This window comes from Roseateles sp. GW821-FHT09G09 (genome assembly GCF_059415965.1).
In genome coordinates this window covers 772,585-788,906 of record NZ_JBWKOG010000001.1, presented here as the reverse complement: position 1 = coordinate 788,906, position 16,322 = coordinate 772,585, and the positions used below count along the sequence as shown (strand labels likewise).

The following is a 16,322-nucleotide window of genomic DNA, read 5'->3' as shown; positions in this document are numbered from 1 at the left end:
GAGCACGGTGTGATGAGCGAATTCCAAGCGATGAAGACGTCCTCCCCCGCCGCCCCGCGATGGGTGGAGGGGATCCTCCAATGGCCCACCTTCGGGTGGCTGCTCCGGGTGGGGCTGGCGTCGGCCTACCTCATCGGCGGCATCGACAAGGCGATGGACTTTTCCGGCGCGGTCGCGGAGCAGGCGCACTTCGGCCTGCAACCGGCGGCGTTGTGGGCCGTGCTGGCGATCGCGGTCGAGCTGATCGGCGCGGTGCTGCTGATCGTCAACCGCCAGGTGTGGCTGGCGGCCGGCGCGCTGGGCGTGCTGACGCTGGTGGCGATGCTCGTCGCCAACAACTTCTGGGCCCTCGACGGTCAGGCGCGCTTCATGGCGAAGAACGCGTTCTTCGAGCACCTCGGGTTGATCTGCGCGCTGGCGATGGCGGCGAGGATCGCGGTGCTCGAGCGCAAGGGGGCGGCATGACCGGCGCGAAGAAGCTGCTGCTGGCGAGCCTCGCGCTGGGATTCATCGGCGGGTATGTGGACACGGTGGGGTTCGTCGCGCTGTTCGGCCTGTTCACGGCGCACGTGACGGGCAACTTCGTGCTGATCGGCGCGGAGCTGAGCCGCGCGAGCGCCAACAGCGTGCTGCTGAAGCTGCTGGTGTTCCCGACCTTCATCGTGGCGGTGGCGCTCGCGCGCCTGGTGGCGCTGCGCTGCGAGCGGACGAAGACCGTGGCGAGCCGGCCGCTGCTGGTGATGCAGACGGTGCTGTTGCTGGTGGCGCTGGTCTGCAGCGTGCCGGCGGGCGCGGTGCTCGCGCCGGAGGCGCCGTGGGCGATGGCCACGGGCTTGTTCATGACGGCCGCTATGGCCGTGCAGAACGCGGCGGGACGCCTGGCCTGGCCGGCGCTGACGCCGACGACGGTGATGACCGGCAACGTCACCCAGGTGGTGATCGACTGCGTCGACCTGCTGCGCGGCGCGGCCGCGCCGGAGGTGCGGGACCGGCTGAAGCGTTTCATCTGGCCGGTGCTGGCGTTCGCGGTCGGGGCGCTCTCTGGAGCGTTCGCGTATGCAGGGTGGAAGTTCTGGTCGCTGCTATTACCGCTGGTGATGCTTGTCGGTCTGGTCGTGATGGATGTGAGGTCGGATCACAAGGGGTGATCGCGTGAGAATGGGTCCACCCCATTCGACGAGACCACCATGAGCAGAGATCAGGCCCTCACCCAGGCCGCCCAGCAACTGGGCTACGACTTCGACGGCGAGATCAAGGCCGGCGGCAACTACCAGCCGCTGATGCGCGAGGGCCATACCGTCTACGTGAGCGGCCAGGTGCCGCGCGTGAAGGACACCGTCGTGGTCACCGGCCGTGTCGGCACCGAGGTGGACCTGGCCCGCGCCCAGCACGCCGCGAAGATCTGCGCGATGCGCGCGTTGGTGTTGCTGCAGCGCTCGCTCGGATCGCTGGACGCGGTGCAGCAGATCCTGCGCCTCAACGTGTTCACGCAGTGCGCCGAGCACTTTACCCAGCTCAGCGAAGTGGCCGACGGCGCGTCGGAGCTGCTGGTGCAGGTGCTGGGCCCGGCGGGCACGCATGTGCGGACCTCGGTCGGGGTCTACGCGTTGCCCAAGAACGCGAGCGTCGAACTGGACCTGACCCTCAGCGTCGTTAAGGGCGCGTGAGTCGACGAGCTTCAGATCGAACGCTCGACTCCCTTGCAGGGTTTCCACTGCGCGAGGCCGTGAAAGGCCCTCGCTAGCATGGCCCCGCGACAGGCGCGGAAAGCGCCGTCGCTGTCCGACACCAGACAACAACGCGGACAAGCCCAGGGGAGGGCTCCACCAAGACAGGAATGAAGCGACGCGACCCTCGCTGGGCCGCCGCATGTCCGGTCGCGGCGTGAGCGTCCTCCCACGGCTTGATCCACGCCCACGTGTCCGGACGGGGCCGTCGCTGGGCCACTCAACAAGGGAGCTTCTCTGTCATGACACGTACTCTGTCCCGATTCGGCGTCATCGCCGCGATGGCCCTCAGCGGCCTGACCTCGCTGTCCGCCTTCGCCAGCACCAACATCTACAGCGGCACGCTGATCCTGCCCGACGGTCGCAACACGCGCTTCGATCAGGCTCAGGCCGGCAGCGTCTACCGGCCGATCGCCGAAGCGCAGGCCTCGGTGATGGCCAAGATCAAGTCGGGCATCCAGCCCAAGATCAAGGACGCCTTGCAATCGGTCAGCGGCGCCGTCGCCAACAGCGCGTCGGCCACCGTCAACGGGCCGGTCTACTTCCAGCTGAAGAACGGCGTCGCCTCGTTCTGGGGTCTGCAGGCGACCGGCTCGGTCCGCGTGCAGCAGTCCAAGCTCGGCATCTCGGTGAGCTGCACGGTCCAGGCCACGATCAACTCGTCGACCCGCGTCAACGGCACGATCGATCCGTACACCGGCGTGTTCACCTTCGCCAATGTCGAGAACTTCTCGGTGACGCCGAGCTACACCTGCGACACCAGCCTGGACTGGATCCCCTTCGTCAACATCGTGGTGGATGCGGTCGTCGACCACTACGTCGACCAGGCCATCGCCGACGGCGTGCGCGCGGCCTACAACGCGCTGGGCGAAGTCAGCAAGCTGGCGCCGGTGCAGCTGATGGGGCTGGACACCCTGCCCAACAACCTGTTCGTCGTGAACGGGTCGGACCTGTGGCCGAGCTTCAAGGCGGACCTCGCGAACGCGTTCTGGTCCATCGACCTGACGATGACGATCGGGGACCCGAAGCACTACATCCACGGCCCGACCGGCTACGCGCACATCGCGACCTCGAACGACCCGGTGTTCTCGCTGATCTTCAACGGCTACGACTTCTCGCTGTGGGACAAGCGGACCTACGTCGACGAGGTGTTCTGCCCGAACACGCGTATCCAGCCGAACTGCTATTTCTTCTGAGGTGGTGAGGGACGCCGCACGGCGTCCCCATGAGGGAGGGACCGTGGCGTAATCCGCAGCGGTCCCGGTCCCATCGTTTCAGGGCTTGCTTCCAAGCTTGGTCGTTTGCTTCGGCAACTTCCGCTCTTCGGACTTCAGTCGCCGCTCGACCTTCTTTGTATCCTCGGCAGCGGGCAACTGCTCCGGCACGATGCTCCGGTCAGTCAGCAGCTTGCGCACATCGCGATTGTTTTTGACATGCTCGTGCGTGATGCTCAACTCACCGCGCAGATCCTGCTGTTTCACCTGAGTGTTGGTGATTTCATTGGCAAAGTCCTTGGCCTTGATCGTGATCGTTGGCAGGAAGTCCGCCAGTGGCCGACTGTCCGGTATCGCCAAGCGATCCTTCATGTTCTGGGTGGTCAGACCGCCGAAAAGCGCAGCGTCCCCTTTGCTCAAGATTCGACCAAAACCTTGGCTGTCGACGCCGCGCTCGTAGAGCACGCCCGACAACTCTTTCTGCGACCCGCTGAGCTTTTCACGGGCGTGCAGGCGCTCCCATTCGGCGATGCGGGTTTCAATCAACTCCTGCTTGCGTGTTTGCACCGCGAAGTACGTCATCGCGAAGGCGATCGCGTCCTTTCGAGGGTCGCCGTTCTGGGCGATCAGATAGCAGGCGTAGCGGGTCAAGGCAATGTCTTCGACTGGCCGCTCGGCCTGCGAGCCGATTTCGACCATTTTGCTGACGTCAGCAAAATGGTCCTCCAATGGCTGCCCGGCGTTGCGGCACGCCACCTTCGCCTTTTCGACCACCAACTCGAAATTGCGCCACTGCGCGTAGCCCAGCAATTCTTGGAGCTCGCGGGCCAACCAGAACTCGACACCATCTTCCTGTCGAGCATTGTCCTCGAAGCTCTTGTGCAGTTTATGGATCAGTTCCTTCTTCATGGGCTCTCGCTGGTAGCGTGATCAAGTCGGGCCGGTGCAGACACCAAGACGAAAAAATGGCCCGCGGCTTTGAGCGGCGGGCCAGACGTCTACGGAGCAGGCGCTCTACGTCGATCAGAACGGAATATCGTCATCCATGTCGTCGAAGCCGGTCGCGGCCTTCGGCGCGGGCGCCGGAGCGCGGGGGGCCGCGGCGCGAGGCGCCGGCGCGCGCGGGGCGTCGAAGTCGCCGCTGTCGCGACCGCTGCCGCCCTGGCCGCCGCCGCCACCGCTGCGCTCAGCCGAGCGCTCGCGGCTGTAGCCGCCACCGCCCCCGCCGCCCATCTCATCGCCGCCGTCACGGCCGCCCAGCAGTTGCATCTGCTCGGCAATGATCTCGGTCGTGTAGTTGTCCTTGCCTTCCTTGTCCTGCCACTTGCGGGTCTTCAGGCGGCCTTCGACGTAGACCGGACGGCCCTTTTTCAGGTACTCGCCAGCGATCTCGGCCAGACGGTCGTAGAACACCACGCGGTGCCATTCGGTCTCTTCCTGGCGCTCGCCACCTTCGCGGCTCTTCCAGTTGCGCGTCGTCGCGATGCTCACGTTGCACACCGCGCTGCCGCTCGGCGTGTAGCGCAGTTCGGGATCACGGCCCAGGTTGCCGAGGATGATGACTTTATTGACCGAGGCCATGGTGGTTGCCTTCGCTTGCGTATGGTTGGGGTGTTCGGAAAATTGACCGGAGCGGGCGCTTCGGGCCGGTTCGGCTTGCTGAAAAGCGGCGCAGGGTGCGGATTATGCCGCCCGCTCCATCCCGGAGCGATTGCTCGAAAACGCCGACCTGATCCCGGCTTCAAGTCGGTGGATGACCTGGATCAGGCCACCTCGGCTCAGTTCATCCGTCGCCTCGACTGCTTGTGCGCATACATCGCCGCATCCGCCTGCTGCATCAGCTCGTCGAGCGCCAGCGGCGCCTCCCCCGACATCGCCACGTCGCCCACGCTGAAGGCCAGTTCATAGCCCCGCTGCGCCCGCAGGTTCAGCGCCGCGACCTGGGTGCGCACGCGCTCCAGCGCGGGCGCCATCTGCGCGGTCGCCGTGCCGCTGAGCAGGGCCACGAATTCATCCCCGCCGGTGCGGGCCACCACGTCCGACGCCCGCAGGCAGAAGCGCAGGATGTCCGCAAACGACTTCAGCGCCCAGTCGCCCTCCGCGTGGCCGTAGCGATCGTTGACGTGCTTGAAGTGGTCGAGGTCGAAGTACAGCATCGTCGCCGGCCACTGCTTGCGCCGGCACAGCGCGAGCACGTGGCCCGCCTGCGACTCGAAGCCCCGGCGGTTCGCCAGACCGGTCAGCTCATCGACCATCGCCATGTACATCGCCGCGAACTGCTGTTCGACCATGAAGGCCAGGTCCCGCAGCGTCGCCTGGTCGTCAGCATCGAAGCCGCGCGGCGCGTGGTCGATCAGGCACAGCGTACCGAGCCGGTGTCCGCTCGGCGCGCGCACCGGACAGCCCGCGTAGAAGCGGACATGCGGCGGACCGGTCACCAGCGGGTTGTCGGCGAAACGGGGATCCGCATGCGCGTCGGGGATCAGCAGGATGTCTTCCGACAGGATGGCGTGGCCGCAGAAGCTGAGGTCGCGCGGCGTCTCCCGCACGTCCAGGCCCTGCGCCGACTTGAACCACTGCCGGTCCGCGTCCACCAGGCTCACCAGCGCGATCGGCACCTGGAACAGCCGTCTGGCCATCCGCGTCAGGCGGTCGAAGCGTTCCTCCGGGGCCGTGTCCAGCACCTGCAGCACGCGCAGCGTGGACAGGCGGGCGTTCTCGTCTTCGGGCAACGGCGCAGCAATCATGTCGACGTGTCTGCCTGTGCTGTGGAGGTTCGATGCAACTCTGCGCCGCCGCGGGACCCGATCGCAAGCAGGTCCACGGCGGGCCCGCCGATGTGCGGGACAATCGGGCGCTCCATGAGTTCGTCCAGCCATCATCCCGTCCCGCTCGCCATCCTGCAAGAGGTGTTCGGTTACAGCGCCTTTCGCGGCCAGCAGGCCTCGATCGTCGACCACGTGACCGCCGGCGGCGACGCGCTGGTCCTCATGCCCACGGGCGGCGGCAAGTCGCTCTGCTACCAGATCCCCGCGATCGCGCGCCAGCGCGCCGGCCACGGCGTCACCGTGGTCGTCAGTCCGCTGATCGCCCTGATGCACGACCAGGTCGGCGCCCTCGAGGAGGCCGGCGTCAACGCCTCCTTCCTCAACTCCACCCAGACCTCGGAAGAGACCCAGCGCATCGAGCGCGAGATGCTCGCCGGCCGCCTGACCCTGCTCTACGCGGCGCCGGAACGCGTCAACACGCCGCGCTTCATCGCGCAGATGCAGTCGCTGTACGAGCGCGGCCTGCTGAGCCTGTTCGCCATCGACGAGGCGCATTGCGTCAGCCAGTGGGGCCACGACTTCCGCAGCGAGTACCTGTCGCTGAGCCTGCTGCACGAGCGCTTCCCCGACATCCCGCGCATCGCGCTGACCGCCACCGCCGACGACATCACGCGCGCGGACATCATCGAGCGGCTGCAGCTCGAGCAGGCGCAGGTCTTCGTCGCCTCCTTCGACCGGCCCAACATCCGCTACCTGATCGTCGAGAAGGACAGCCCGCGCGAACAGCTGCTGCGCTTCATCCAGGACGAGCACGAGGACGCGGCCGGCGTCGTCTACTGCCAGAGCCGCAAGAAGGTCGACGAGACCGCCGACTGGCTGAAGTCCAAGGGCATCAACGCGCTGCCGTACCACGCCGGCATGGAGCAGGACCAGCGTCGCCGCCACCAGGACCGCTTCCTGCGCGAGGACGGCATCGTGATGGTCGCGACCATCGCCTTCGGCATGGGCATCGACAAGCCCGACGTGCGCTTCGTCGCCCACCTGGACCTGCCCAAGAACATCGAGGGCTACTACCAGGAGACCGGCCGCGCCGGCCGTGACGGCGCGCCGGCCGAGGCGTGGATGGCCTACGGCCTGGCCGACGTCGTCCAGCAGCGGCGCATGATCGACGAGAGCCCGTCCACCGACGAGTTCAAGCAGGTGCAGCGCGGCAAGCTCGACGCGCTGCTCGCGCTGGCCGAGGCCATCGACTGCCGGCGCGTGCGGCTGTTGAGCTACTTCGGCGAGGACAGCCAGCCCTGCGGCAACTGCGACAACTGCCTGAATCCGCCCGCGACCTGGGACGCGACGGAAGCGGCGCGGATGGCGCTGTCGTGCATCTACCGCTTCCATCAGGTGACGGGCTTCAGCTTCGGCTCCGGCCACCTGATCGACGTGCTGCGCGGCAAGGAGACCGACAAGGTCAAGCAGTACCGGCATCAGGAACTGAGCACCTGGGCCGTCGGCGCCTCGCTCAGCGAGCAGCAGTGGCGGGCCGTGATCCGCCAGCTGATCGCGCTCGGTTATGCGGTGACGGAAGGCGAGTACAACACGCTGTCGCTCGGCGGCGAGGCCAAGGCGGTGCTGCGCGGCGAGGTGCGGATGCTGCTGCGCCAGCCCGCCACGCCGACCAAGCGGAGCAAGTCCGGCCGCACGGGGGCGTCGACGTCCCGTCGTTCGGAGGCGGAGACCGATCTGGACGCGACGGCGCAGGCGCGCTTCGACGCGCTCAAGGCCTGGCGCGCCGAGGTGGCGCGCGAGCACGGCTTGCCCGCCTACGTGATCTTCCAGAACGTCACGCTCGCGGAACTGGCGCGCGTGCGGCCGCAATCGCTGGAGGAGATGTCCGGCATCAGCGGCATCGGCGCGAAGAAGCTCGAAGCCTATGGCGACGCGCTGCTGCGCGTGCTGGGCGAGGACTGACCCCGCGGCCCCGTCCAGGCCCGTCCGGCCCGTCGTCGCGTCACGCGAACGTCATGATGGAAAGGAAAACGCCCGGCAATGCCGGGCGTTTTCGTTGGCGAGCGCTACAGCCGTTCAGCCGCGGTCGCCGCCTTGACAGCGCAACCGCAGGCGTTCAGCAGAGCTGGGTCGTGCAAGCGACCTGCGCGGCCGAAGCCAGTCGCTGGCCGTCGGCCGAGCTGTCGCGGCGGCCGGTGATGTAGACGGTGGGCAGCTGCGTGCGCTTGGCGGTGATGACCACCGGATCCAGCGTGATGACGGCGGCGCGTTGCTCGCGCTGTGCCTGCACGTGCAGCAGGCTGAACGCGATCGCCAGCGTGGCGCCGATGCCGAAGGCGAAGGCCTTGAAGCTCGCCGCGCCGGTCATGCCGATGCGCGGGCCGCGGGTGGAACGGGTCTTGGAAGTGGTGGTGCTCATGTCGATCTCCTGGAAGGGGTTGCGTGTGTCAGTGAAGTCAGTGTCGTCATTGCCGCCCCGATTCGCGAGGCGCAAGCGACGAATGCGCGCGGCGGCGGAGTGAACTGCGTGCCATCGCGACGAATGGGCGGGACGGCGCCACCGATCGCCGGGATCGCCCATTCCATCGATGTTCTGAGCGATCGACCTGTCCGTGTCCGCGGACAAAAAAAGAAGCCCGCTGGTCAGGCGGGCTTCGAAATGCCGGGGGGAAGCGTGGCGTCTATCGGCGCACAGGCGGCACGGTCATCCGCGCGGCTTGCTCGCCTGATCGGCCTGAGGTCCCGGCATGGTCTGCTCGGCCCAGTGCAGGGGCAGGGTATTGGACGGACGCGCGGCCTCGTTCGTGTCCGCCAGCCACAAGGCGATGACGGCAGCGCTGGCGACGGCGGCCAGGGCGGTGAGGAAGGTCTTTGCGGCGTCGTTCATGGCGGTCCCCTGCGGTGTCTTTCCTGTCCGGGAAGGTCAACGAGGGTGGACTGTGCGCCGCCGTCCATGACAAGGCCATGCGGACGCGACGAATTGCCGCAATCGCGCGCCGAAATGCCGGTCAGCCGGTTGAACGGAAGTCAGGGGGTCGCGTCAGACCCGCGCCGGTCGCGATGCCCCGGCCTGGGGCGGCCAGACGGCCAGCCGGTTCTCGAGCGCCACGGCGGGTTGCGGCCGGCAGTAGAAGTAGCCCTGCTGCTGCCAGCAGCCGAGCGCCAGCAGCGCGTCGCGCTGCGCCTCGGTCTCGACGCCCTCGGCGACGACGTCGATGCCCAGCGCCTCGGCCATGCCCATCATGGCCCGCACGAGCCCGCGGTCGTCGGCGCTGCTGGGCAGGTCCCGGACGAAGGCCCGGTCGATCTTCAGCCGCGCCGGGCGCAGCAGCTTCAGATAAGCGAGCGAGGAATACCCCGTCCCGAAATCGTCCACCGACAGGCTCAGCCCCAGTTCCGACAGGCGGGCCAGGGTCTGCAGCACCGTGTCGGTGTCGGTCAGCAGCGAGCTCTCGGTCAGCTCGATCGCCAGCTCGCCGGGGGCGACCGCGTGGCGGCGCATCGACTCGGCGATGCGCTCGGCCAGCCGGGGCTCGCGGAACTGCAGGGCCGACAGGTTGATGGAGATCGGCCCCGGATGCCGTCCCGCCGCTTTCCAGCGCGCCAGCTGCGCGCAGGCCTGCTCGATGGTGCTCCAGCCGAGCGCCAGGATCTGTCCCGTCTCTTCCGCCAGTTCGATGAACTGGCCCGGCATCACCAGGCCGCGCTGCGGGTGCTGCCAGCGCATCAGCGCCTCCAGGCCCGACCACTCGCCGGTCCGGGCGTCGACGACGGCCTGGTAATGGAGCAGCAGCTCGTCGCGTTCCAGCGCCAGCTTCAATTCGCGCTCGAGCTCCATCCGCTCCACCGCCGCCGCGTCCATGTCCTGCTGGAAGAAGCTGTAGCGCGACCGGCCCATCTGCTTGGCGCGGTACATCGCCAGGTCGGCATGCCGGACCAGCGTGTCGAAGTCGTCGCCGTCGCGCGGGAACAGCGCGATGCCCACGCTGGCCGACACGCTGGCCACGCCGCCTTCCAGCTGCAGTGGCGCGTTCAAGGCCTCGATCAGGCGCTGCGCGGCGACCCCGACGTGCTCGCTGGAGTCGCGCATCAGCAGCAGGAACTCGTCGCCGCTGACGCGGCAGGCGAGGTCCGATTCCCGCACAGCCTGGCGCAGGCGCTCGCTCGCCTGCAGCAGCATGCGGTCGCCCGCCGCATGGCCGAGCGAATCGTTGATCGCCTTGAAGCGGTCCAGGTCGACGAACAGCAGCGCCAGGTGCGTCTGCTCGCGACGCGCGACGGCCGCCTCGTGCAGGAAGACCTCTCGGAACAGCGTCCGGTTCGGCAGCCCGGTGAGGTGGTCGTACATCGCCAGCTGATGCAGCTGCGCGTTCTTGCCTTCCATGTCGGCCAGCAGGCCCGCGATCTGCTGGCCCATCTGGTCCAGATGGACGCCCAGCTGGCCCAGTTCATCCTTGCGGTTCCAGCGCAGGCGCGGGACCGGCTGGCGCTCGGCGATCGCGCTGGCCAGGCGCTTGAGGCGGTCGATCGGCCGCACCAGGCGCAGGTAGAAGACCAGCAGCACGATGACGACACCCGCCGCGACCTGGAAGGCGACGATCAACGCCGTCTGCCGGCGGCCTTCCTTCAGCATGCGCTCCTGCGCCGCGTCATCGAACTGCACCCGCAGGCTGCCCAGCACCTGCCCGTCGCGCTGGATGGTCGCCGCCAGCGTGACCGTCGGCCAGCCGGGGCTGCACTTCGTACGGACGATGTCGCGGGTGTCGGCGCGTTCCTCGCTGAGTTCGACCGCGCAGACGTTGACGTCCGACAGCAGCTGATCCAGCGCCCGCTGCACCGCCGGTCCGTCCACCGTCCACAGCGGCTCGGCCAGGCCGTTCGCGGCGAGCGTCAGCACGGCCGCGCGCTGGCCTTCCAGCACCGGCTCCAGACTGCGCCGGATGAAGGCGTCGCTGAACGCCACCAGCGCCAGCGCAGGCACTGCGATCCCGATGACCACCGCCAGCAGGATCACGCTGCGCAGGGACAGGGAGGGGACTTGAAACTTGAGCAATGGGCGGACGCGGAAGGGGGGTCAGCCGATTCTGCACCTGCGCGCCGGAGGACGGCCACCATCGGGCCCCGAAAACCGGGGGACGATCGGTGCCGTTTGCCGGCGTTCCGGCAATATCACGCACCGGCGTCCTCCCAGCGTCCGACCTGCGTCGCCCGGGCGCGACGCAGGCGTCAGGACGCCCTCATTGGCCGGTGGTGGCGGGCGGAGTCGCTCCGCCGGCGGACGGCTCGGTGCCGATGTGCCTGGCCAGGAAGCGCTCCATGCGACCGTAGAAGTCTTCCAGGGTCGACAGCTTGGTCCAGATGTGACCCTCGTCGCTGTAGACGACGTATTCGACGTTCTTGTTGCCGCCGGCCTCGACGGCGGCGCGGAAGTCCCGGCCGTGCGTCAGCGGCACGCGAACATCGGAGGCGCCGTAGCCCAGCAACAAGGGCTTCTTGAGCTCCGCGGCGCGGCGCAGCGGCGACGTACGGCGGAACTGCTCGGCGTCCTTCTGCGGATCGCCGATCAGCACCGGCATCCCGTACTCCTTGGACACATCGGACGCGTCGCTCCAATTGATCGTGTAGAGGTAGTCCAGATCCGTCACGCCGACCCAGCTCACGCCGCACTGATACAGCTCGGGGTCCTTGATCAGGCCCATCAGCGTGGCATAACCGCCGTAGCTGGCGCCCGCGATGCAGACCCGTTTCGGATCCACCCAGCCCTTGCCGACGGCCCATTTCAGCGCGTCGGTGACGTCATCCTGCATGCCCAGGCCCCATTGCTTCCAACCCGCCCGGAACCAGGGGAAACCGTAGCCCGTGCTGCCGCGGAACTCGGGTTCGATGACCACGTAGCCTCGGCTCGCGAGGAACTGGGCCTCCGCGCCCCAGGTCCACTGGGTGCCGCGCGCGTTCGGACCGCCGTGCACCACCATCACCGCCGGGCGCGGGCCGCTCGCCTTGCCGCGCGGCAGGGTCACCAGCACCGGCATCTCCAGCCCGTCACGCGTCTTGATGCGCACCTGATCGCGATGGCCCATCACCGCCGGATCGATCCAGGGACGTTGGGCGCCGAGCAGCGAGAACTGACCCTTGTTGTGGTCGTAGACGTAGTACTCGGCCGGCAGCACGTCCGCGCTGGACGTCACCAGCACGCGTCCCGACTTCAGACAGTCGCTGCACTGGATCATGTTGACGCGCCCCGGCAGCTTCTTGTCGACGGCCGCCTGCATGGCCTTGAGCGTCGGGTCGAACCAGACGCTGCCCTGCGCATCCGTCATGAAGTGGATGCCGATCAAACGGCCGGTGTTGTGCTCGGTGACCGGCCAGCCTTCGAAGTCGAAGCCCTTGGCGGAGATCAGCGGCTGCTTCTCCATCTGCAGGGTCTTCGGATCGAGCCGGTACAGCGCCGTCGTGCCTTCCGGCGTGCGGGCCTCGATCAGGCGCAAGCCGCTGGGATCGGATGCGAACGGCTGCGGCGGCGCCTCCACCTGGGTACCGGTCTGCCACGGCTTCCATTCACCGGCCTCGTTCTTGAAGTAGACGGTGACCTGGTCCTTCTGGCTCGTCTGCAGGGCCCACGCCTCGCCGCGTCCATCGGTGTACCAACCGACGGTGCTCAGCGGCGCGCCGCCGTCCAGCGAACGGCGCGTCTGCGACTCGATGTTGAGGCGAGACAGCCGCACGGAGCGCAGCTGGTTCTTGGCGTCGAACCGGCCGGTCATGACCAAGACCTCGCCGCTGTCGTCATCGGGCACACCGGCAAGTTCCCATTCGTAGGGCAGGGCGCGCGAGGCGACGCGTGTGCCGGTCGTGTCGTCCGCGCCGTACAGGCTCTGGATCAGCACGCGCGAATCGCTGCCGTCTCGGCGCACGGACCAGAGGCCCTCGCTGTGCAGGTCCCGGCCCTTGCCTTCCTCGTCCTTGGTGGCCGTGTAGACCAGGCGCTCGTTGCCGACCCACGCGAAGGTGCCGATGCCGGCGTCCGCGAATCCGCCCACGGCCTTGATGTTCTTGGGGTTGTCGAGTTCGACCACCGCCAGCACCGTCTGTCCGGCCTTGACCTGCATGATCGCGGCGAAGAAACGGCCGTCGGGCGAGAGCAGCGCACGGCGCATCTCGGCGGGGCGGAAGAAGTCGGCGATCGGCGGTTTGGCCGCGGGGGCCGCGGCCGTCTGCGCCAGCGCGGCGGTGCCGGCGACCGTCGTCGCGAGGCCCGCGGCGCACATGGCAGCGCGCGCCAACGCGCGCAGCGAGAACATCTTGAAGCTCATGGCATCCCTCCCGGATCCGGTGTCTTTTCGTAGATTGCGGATTGTGGGACGGTGGCCGAACAGGACAACGCCCGGATTTCCCTAGGGCGGGCCGACATCGGCGCGCAGCCCGCACGGGACCGCACGGCGGCGCAACAAGCGCGGTCGTTGCCGGAGCCCTATCATGTCGAGTTCGCCTCCAGCAGTGTCCCGGCCGCCCCATGTCCACGAAAGTCCCGCCCGTCGCCCCCGCACCGTCCGAGCCCGGCGCCGAGCCGAAGGCGGGTGGCGTGCTGCACGCGGGCGCAGCGACGCAGGGGGACACCGGCCGCTACCTCGGGCAGGCGCTGCGACCGGTCGGCGAGACGCCGATGATCCGCGTCCGGGGCGCCCGCACCCATAACCTCAAGAACATCGACGTCGACCTGCCGCGCAACCAGCTGGTCGTCATCACCGGGCTGTCGGGCTCGGGCAAGTCCTCGCTGGCGTTCGACACGCTGTACGCCGAGGGCCAGCGCCGCTACGTCGAGAGCCTGTCGGCCTATGCGCGGCAGTTCCTCCAGCTGATGGACAAGCCCGACGTCGACGTGATCGAAGGCCTGTCGCCGGCGATCTCGATCGAGCAGAAGGCCACCAGCCACAACCCGCGCTCGACGGTCGGCACCGTCACCGAGATCCACGACTACCTGCGCCTGCTCTACGCCCGCGCCGGCACGCCGTTCTGCCCCGACCACCACCTGCCGCTGGAGGCGTCGAGCGTCGGCCAGATGGTCGACGCGGTGCTGGCGATGCCGGACGAGTCGCGGCTGATGGTGCTGGCCCCGGTCGTGCGCGATCGCAAGGGCGAGTTCGTCGAGCTGTTCCAGGACCTGCAGGCGCAGGGCTACGTGCGCTTCCGCGTCGACGGGCAGACCGTCGAGGTGACCGAGCTGCCGGCGCTGAAGAAGGCCGAGAAGCACGACATCGACGTCGTCGTGGACCGCATCAAGCTGCGCCACGACAGCGCCGACACGCTGCGCCAGCGGCTGGCGGAAAGCTTCGAAGCAGCGCTGCGCCTGGCCGACGGCCGCGCGCTGGTGCTGAACATGGACAGCGGCACGGAAGCGATCTACTCCAGCAAGTTCGCGTGCCCGATCTGCAGCTACTCGCTGCCCGAGCTCGAGCCGCGGCTGTTCTCCTTCAACTCGCCGGTCGGCGCGTGCCCGTCCTGCGAAGGCCTCGGCCAGGTCACCGTCTTCGATCCGGAGCGTGTCGTCGCGTTCCCGACGCTGAGTCTGGCCAGCGGCGCGGTGAAGGGCTGGGACCGGCGCAACGCCTACACCTTCTCGATGCTGGAGACGGTGGCCAAGCACTACGGCTTCGACATCGAGCTGCCCTTCGAGGAACTGCCCGAGCAGGCGCGCCAGGTCTTGCTGCAGGGCTCCGGCGAGGACGAGATCAGCTTCACCTACGAGGCCGAGGGCGCCAACGGGAAGAAGCGCAGCGTCAAGCGCGCCCATCCGTTCGAAGGCATCCTGCCCAACCTCACGCGGCGTTATCGCGAGACCGATTCCGCAGCGGTGCGCGAGGAACTCGCGCGCTACCAGAGCGCCAAGCCTTGCCCGCAGTGCGAGGGATCGCGGCTGCGGCGCGAGGCCCGCAATGTGCTGCTGCAACCGGCCGAGGCCGCCGAGGGAGAGCGCGGCAAACCGATCTACGAGGTCGAGCATGCGACGCTGCGCGAGGCGCTGCATTACTTCGAGGGGCTGAAGCTCAAGGGCGCGAAGGCCGAGATCGCCGACAAGGTGATCCGCGAGATCGCGTCGCGGCTGCACTTCCTCAACGACGTCGGCCTCAACTACCTGAGCCTGGACCGCAGCGCCGACACGCTGTCCGGCGGCGAGGCGCAGCGCATCCGGCTGGCGTCGCAGATCGGCTCGGGCCTGACCGGCGTGATGTACGTGCTGGACGAGCCCAGCATCGGCCTGCACCAGCGCGACAACGACCGCCTGATCGCCACGCTGCGGCGGCTGCGCGACCTGGGCAACTCGGTGCTCGTCGTCGAGCACGACGAGGACGCGATCCGCGCCGCGGACCATGTGCTGGACCTGGGCCCGGGCGCGGGCGTGCACGGCGGCCGGATCATGGCGCAGGGCACGCCCGAGGAAGTCGCGGCGAACCACGAATCCTCGACCGGCCGCTATCTGAGCGGCCTCGACCGCATCGAGGTGCCGAAGCAACGTCACGCGCTGTCCGACAGTCCCGATCCGCGCACGCTCAAGATCGTCAACGCGCGCGGCAACAACCTCAAGGGCGTGACCGCGGAGTTCCCGGTCGGGCTGCTGACCTGCGTGACGGGCGTGTCCGGTTCGGGCAAGAGCACGCTGGTCAACGACACGCTGTATGCGGCCGTGTCGCGCAAGCTCTACCAGAGCCATGCCGAGCCGGCGGAGCACGACGAGATCGAGGGCATGGACGCCTTCTACAAGGTCATCAACGTCGACCAGTCGCCGATCGGCCGCACGCCGCGCTCCAACCCGGCGACCTACACCGGCCTGTTCACGCCGATCCGCGAGCTGTTCGCCGAGATGCCCACCGCGCGCGAGCGCGGCTACGGCGCGGGCCGCTTCAGCTTCAACGTGGCCGGCGGCCGCTGCGAGGCCTGCCAGGGCGACGGCGTGCTGAAGGTCGAGATGCACTTCCTGCCCGACGTCTACGTCCCCTGCGACACCTGCTTCGGCAAGCGCTACAACCGCGAGACGCTGGAGGTGCTCTATAAGGGGAAGAACATCTCCGAGGTGCTGGGCCTGACGGTGGAGGACGCGTTGAGCTTCTTCAGCGCGGTGCCGACGCTGGCGCGCAAGCTGCAGACGCTGATGGATGTGGGCCTGGGCTACGTCAAGCTGGGACAGAGCGCGACGACGCTGTCGGGCGGCGAGGCGCAGCGGGTGAAGCTGGCGCTGGAGCTGTCCAAGCGCGACACCGGCCGCACGCTCTACATCCTGGACGAGCCGACGACCGGCCTGCACTTCGCGGACATCGCGCTGCTGCTGAAGGTCGTGCATCAATTGCGCGACGCGGGCAACACCATCGTCATCATCGAGCACAACCTCGACGTCATCAAGACGGCGGACTGGCTGATCGACATGGGTCCCGAGGGCGGATCCGGCGGCGGACGCCTGCTGGTCGCCGGCACGCCGGAAGACGTGGCCGCCTGCGAGGCGAGCCACACCGGCCGCTACCTGAAGCCGCTGCTCGCGCGCGGCTGATTCATCGCGGCACCTCTCGATCGTTCGGATCAAGCCGACCTCGGCCCCTTTTCGGAACTCAAGGAGGGAATTC

At 68.2% G+C, this 16,322-nt stretch carries 13 protein-coding genes; 6 read left to right on the top strand and 7 right to left on the bottom strand.

The annotated features are described in order from the left end of the window. The first annotated feature begins 30 nt into the window (after positions 1–30). The 4 genes from AC07O8_RS03430 (at position 31) to AC07O8_RS03415 (ending at position 2,923) form a co-directional block, all read left to right on the top strand. The gene (locus tag AC07O8_RS03430) at positions 31–465 is read left to right on the top strand and encodes a DoxX family protein (RefSeq protein WP_495046694.1); all 435 of its coding nucleotides are present in this window, start codon (positions 31–33) and stop codon (positions 463–465) included. After that, a complete protein-coding gene (locus AC07O8_RS03425; protein WP_495046693.1) occupies positions 462–1,148 on the top strand; it encodes a YoaK family protein in 687 nt (228 codons plus the stop codon). Before AC07O8_RS03430 ends, AC07O8_RS03425 begins: the two co-directional genes overlap by 4 nt. A gap of 39 nt (positions 1,149–1,187) precedes the next feature. Continuing rightward, positions 1,188–1,667: a RidA family protein gene (locus tag AC07O8_RS03420; protein ID WP_495046692.1), complete on the top strand. Its 480-nt coding sequence runs from the start codon at positions 1,188–1,190 to the stop codon at positions 1,665–1,667. Positions 1,668–1,969: 302 nt separating this feature from the next. Next, positions 1,970–2,923, top strand: coding sequence for a hypothetical protein (locus tag AC07O8_RS03415; protein ID WP_495046691.1), 954 nt, complete (start codon positions 1,970–1,972; stop codon positions 2,921–2,923). Between the two features lie 78 nt (positions 2,924–3,001). Here AC07O8_RS03415 and dinD read toward each other — a convergent pair whose 3' ends face one another. From dinD to AC07O8_RS03400, 3 genes are all read right to left on the bottom strand, one after another. Continuing rightward, positions 3,002–3,850: a DNA damage-inducible protein D gene (gene dinD, locus AC07O8_RS03410; RefSeq protein ID WP_495046690.1), complete on the bottom strand. Its 849-nt coding sequence runs from the start codon at positions 3,848–3,850 to the stop codon at positions 3,002–3,004. Between the two features lie 114 nt (positions 3,851–3,964). Then, positions 3,965–4,522, bottom strand: coding sequence for a single-stranded DNA-binding protein (ssb, locus tag AC07O8_RS03405; protein WP_495046689.1), 558 nt, complete (start codon positions 4,520–4,522; stop codon positions 3,965–3,967). A gap of 197 nt (positions 4,523–4,719) precedes the next feature. Continuing rightward, on the bottom strand, positions 4,720–5,688 hold the full coding sequence (locus AC07O8_RS03400) for a GGDEF domain-containing protein (protein ID WP_495046688.1): 969 nt from the start codon (positions 5,686–5,688) through the stop codon (positions 4,720–4,722). Between the two features lie 114 nt (positions 5,689–5,802). Between AC07O8_RS03400 and recQ the strand changes: the two genes are divergently transcribed. Beyond that, a complete protein-coding gene (gene recQ / locus AC07O8_RS03395) occupies positions 5,803–7,671 on the top strand; it encodes a DNA helicase RecQ (protein WP_495046687.1) in 1,869 nt (622 codons plus the stop codon). Between the two features lie 154 nt (positions 7,672–7,825). Here recQ and AC07O8_RS03390 read toward each other — a convergent pair whose 3' ends face one another. The 4 genes from AC07O8_RS03390 to AC07O8_RS03375 form a co-directional block, all read right to left on the bottom strand. Then, positions 7,826–8,128 carry a hypothetical protein gene (locus AC07O8_RS03390; RefSeq protein ID WP_495046686.1) on the bottom strand — a complete coding sequence of 101 codons (303 nt, stop codon included), beginning with the start codon at positions 8,126–8,128 and terminating at the stop codon, positions 7,826–7,828. A gap of 285 nt (positions 8,129–8,413) precedes the next feature. After that, a complete protein-coding gene (locus AC07O8_RS03385; protein ID WP_297531061.1) occupies positions 8,414–8,596 on the bottom strand; it encodes a hypothetical protein in 183 nt (60 codons plus the stop codon). Positions 8,597–8,749: 153 nt separating this feature from the next. Then, a complete protein-coding gene (locus AC07O8_RS03380) occupies positions 8,750–10,762 on the bottom strand; it encodes a putative bifunctional diguanylate cyclase/phosphodiesterase (protein WP_495046685.1) in 2,013 nt (670 codons plus the stop codon). Positions 10,763–10,946: 184 nt separating this feature from the next. Then, positions 10,947–13,022 carry an alpha/beta hydrolase family protein gene (locus AC07O8_RS03375; protein ID WP_495046684.1) on the bottom strand — a complete coding sequence of 692 codons (2,076 nt, stop codon included), beginning with the start codon at positions 13,020–13,022 and terminating at the stop codon, positions 10,947–10,949. Positions 13,023–13,372: 350 nt separating this feature from the next. On the opposite strand from AC07O8_RS03375, the gene uvrA reads away from it, so the two are divergent. Continuing rightward, the gene (gene uvrA / locus AC07O8_RS03370; RefSeq protein WP_495046970.1) at positions 13,373–16,249 is read left to right on the top strand and encodes an excinuclease ABC subunit UvrA; all 2,877 of its coding nucleotides are present in this window, start codon (positions 13,373–13,375) and stop codon (positions 16,247–16,249) included. Positions 16,250–16,322: the final 73 nt, after the last annotated feature.

Coding starts and splice junctions, on each gene's coding strand:
- AC07O8_RS03385 (WP_297531061.1), bottom strand. CDS start 8,596: ATGAACGACGCCGCAAAGACCTTCCTCACCGCCCTGGCCGCCGTCGCC.
- dinD (WP_495046690.1), bottom strand. CDS start 3,850: ATGAAGAAGGAACTGATCCATAAACTGCACAAGAGCTTCGAGGACAAT.
- AC07O8_RS03375 (WP_495046684.1), bottom strand. CDS start 13,022: ATGAGCTTCAAGATGTTCTCGCTGCGCGCGTTGGCGCGCGCTGCCATG.
- uvrA (WP_495046970.1), top strand. CDS start 13,373: ATGATCCGCGTCCGGGGCGCCCGCACCCATAACCTCAAGAACATCGAC.
- AC07O8_RS03400 (WP_495046688.1), bottom strand. CDS start 5,688: ATGATTGCTGCGCCGTTGCCCGAAGACGAGAACGCCCGCCTGTCCACG.
- AC07O8_RS03430 (WP_495046694.1), top strand. CDS start 31: ATGAAGACGTCCTCCCCCGCCGCCCCGCGATGGGTGGAGGGGATCCTC.
- recQ (WP_495046687.1), top strand. CDS start 5,803: ATGAGTTCGTCCAGCCATCATCCCGTCCCGCTCGCCATCCTGCAAGAG.
- ssb (WP_495046689.1), bottom strand. CDS start 4,522: ATGGCCTCGGTCAATAAAGTCATCATCCTCGGCAACCTGGGCCGTGAT.
- AC07O8_RS03425 (WP_495046693.1), top strand. CDS start 462: ATGACCGGCGCGAAGAAGCTGCTGCTGGCGAGCCTCGCGCTGGGATTC.
- AC07O8_RS03415 (WP_495046691.1), top strand. CDS start 1,970: ATGACACGTACTCTGTCCCGATTCGGCGTCATCGCCGCGATGGCCCTC.
- AC07O8_RS03420 (WP_495046692.1), top strand. CDS start 1,188: ATGAGCAGAGATCAGGCCCTCACCCAGGCCGCCCAGCAACTGGGCTAC.
- AC07O8_RS03390 (WP_495046686.1), bottom strand. CDS start 8,128: ATGAGCACCACCACTTCCAAGACCCGTTCCACCCGCGGCCCGCGCATC.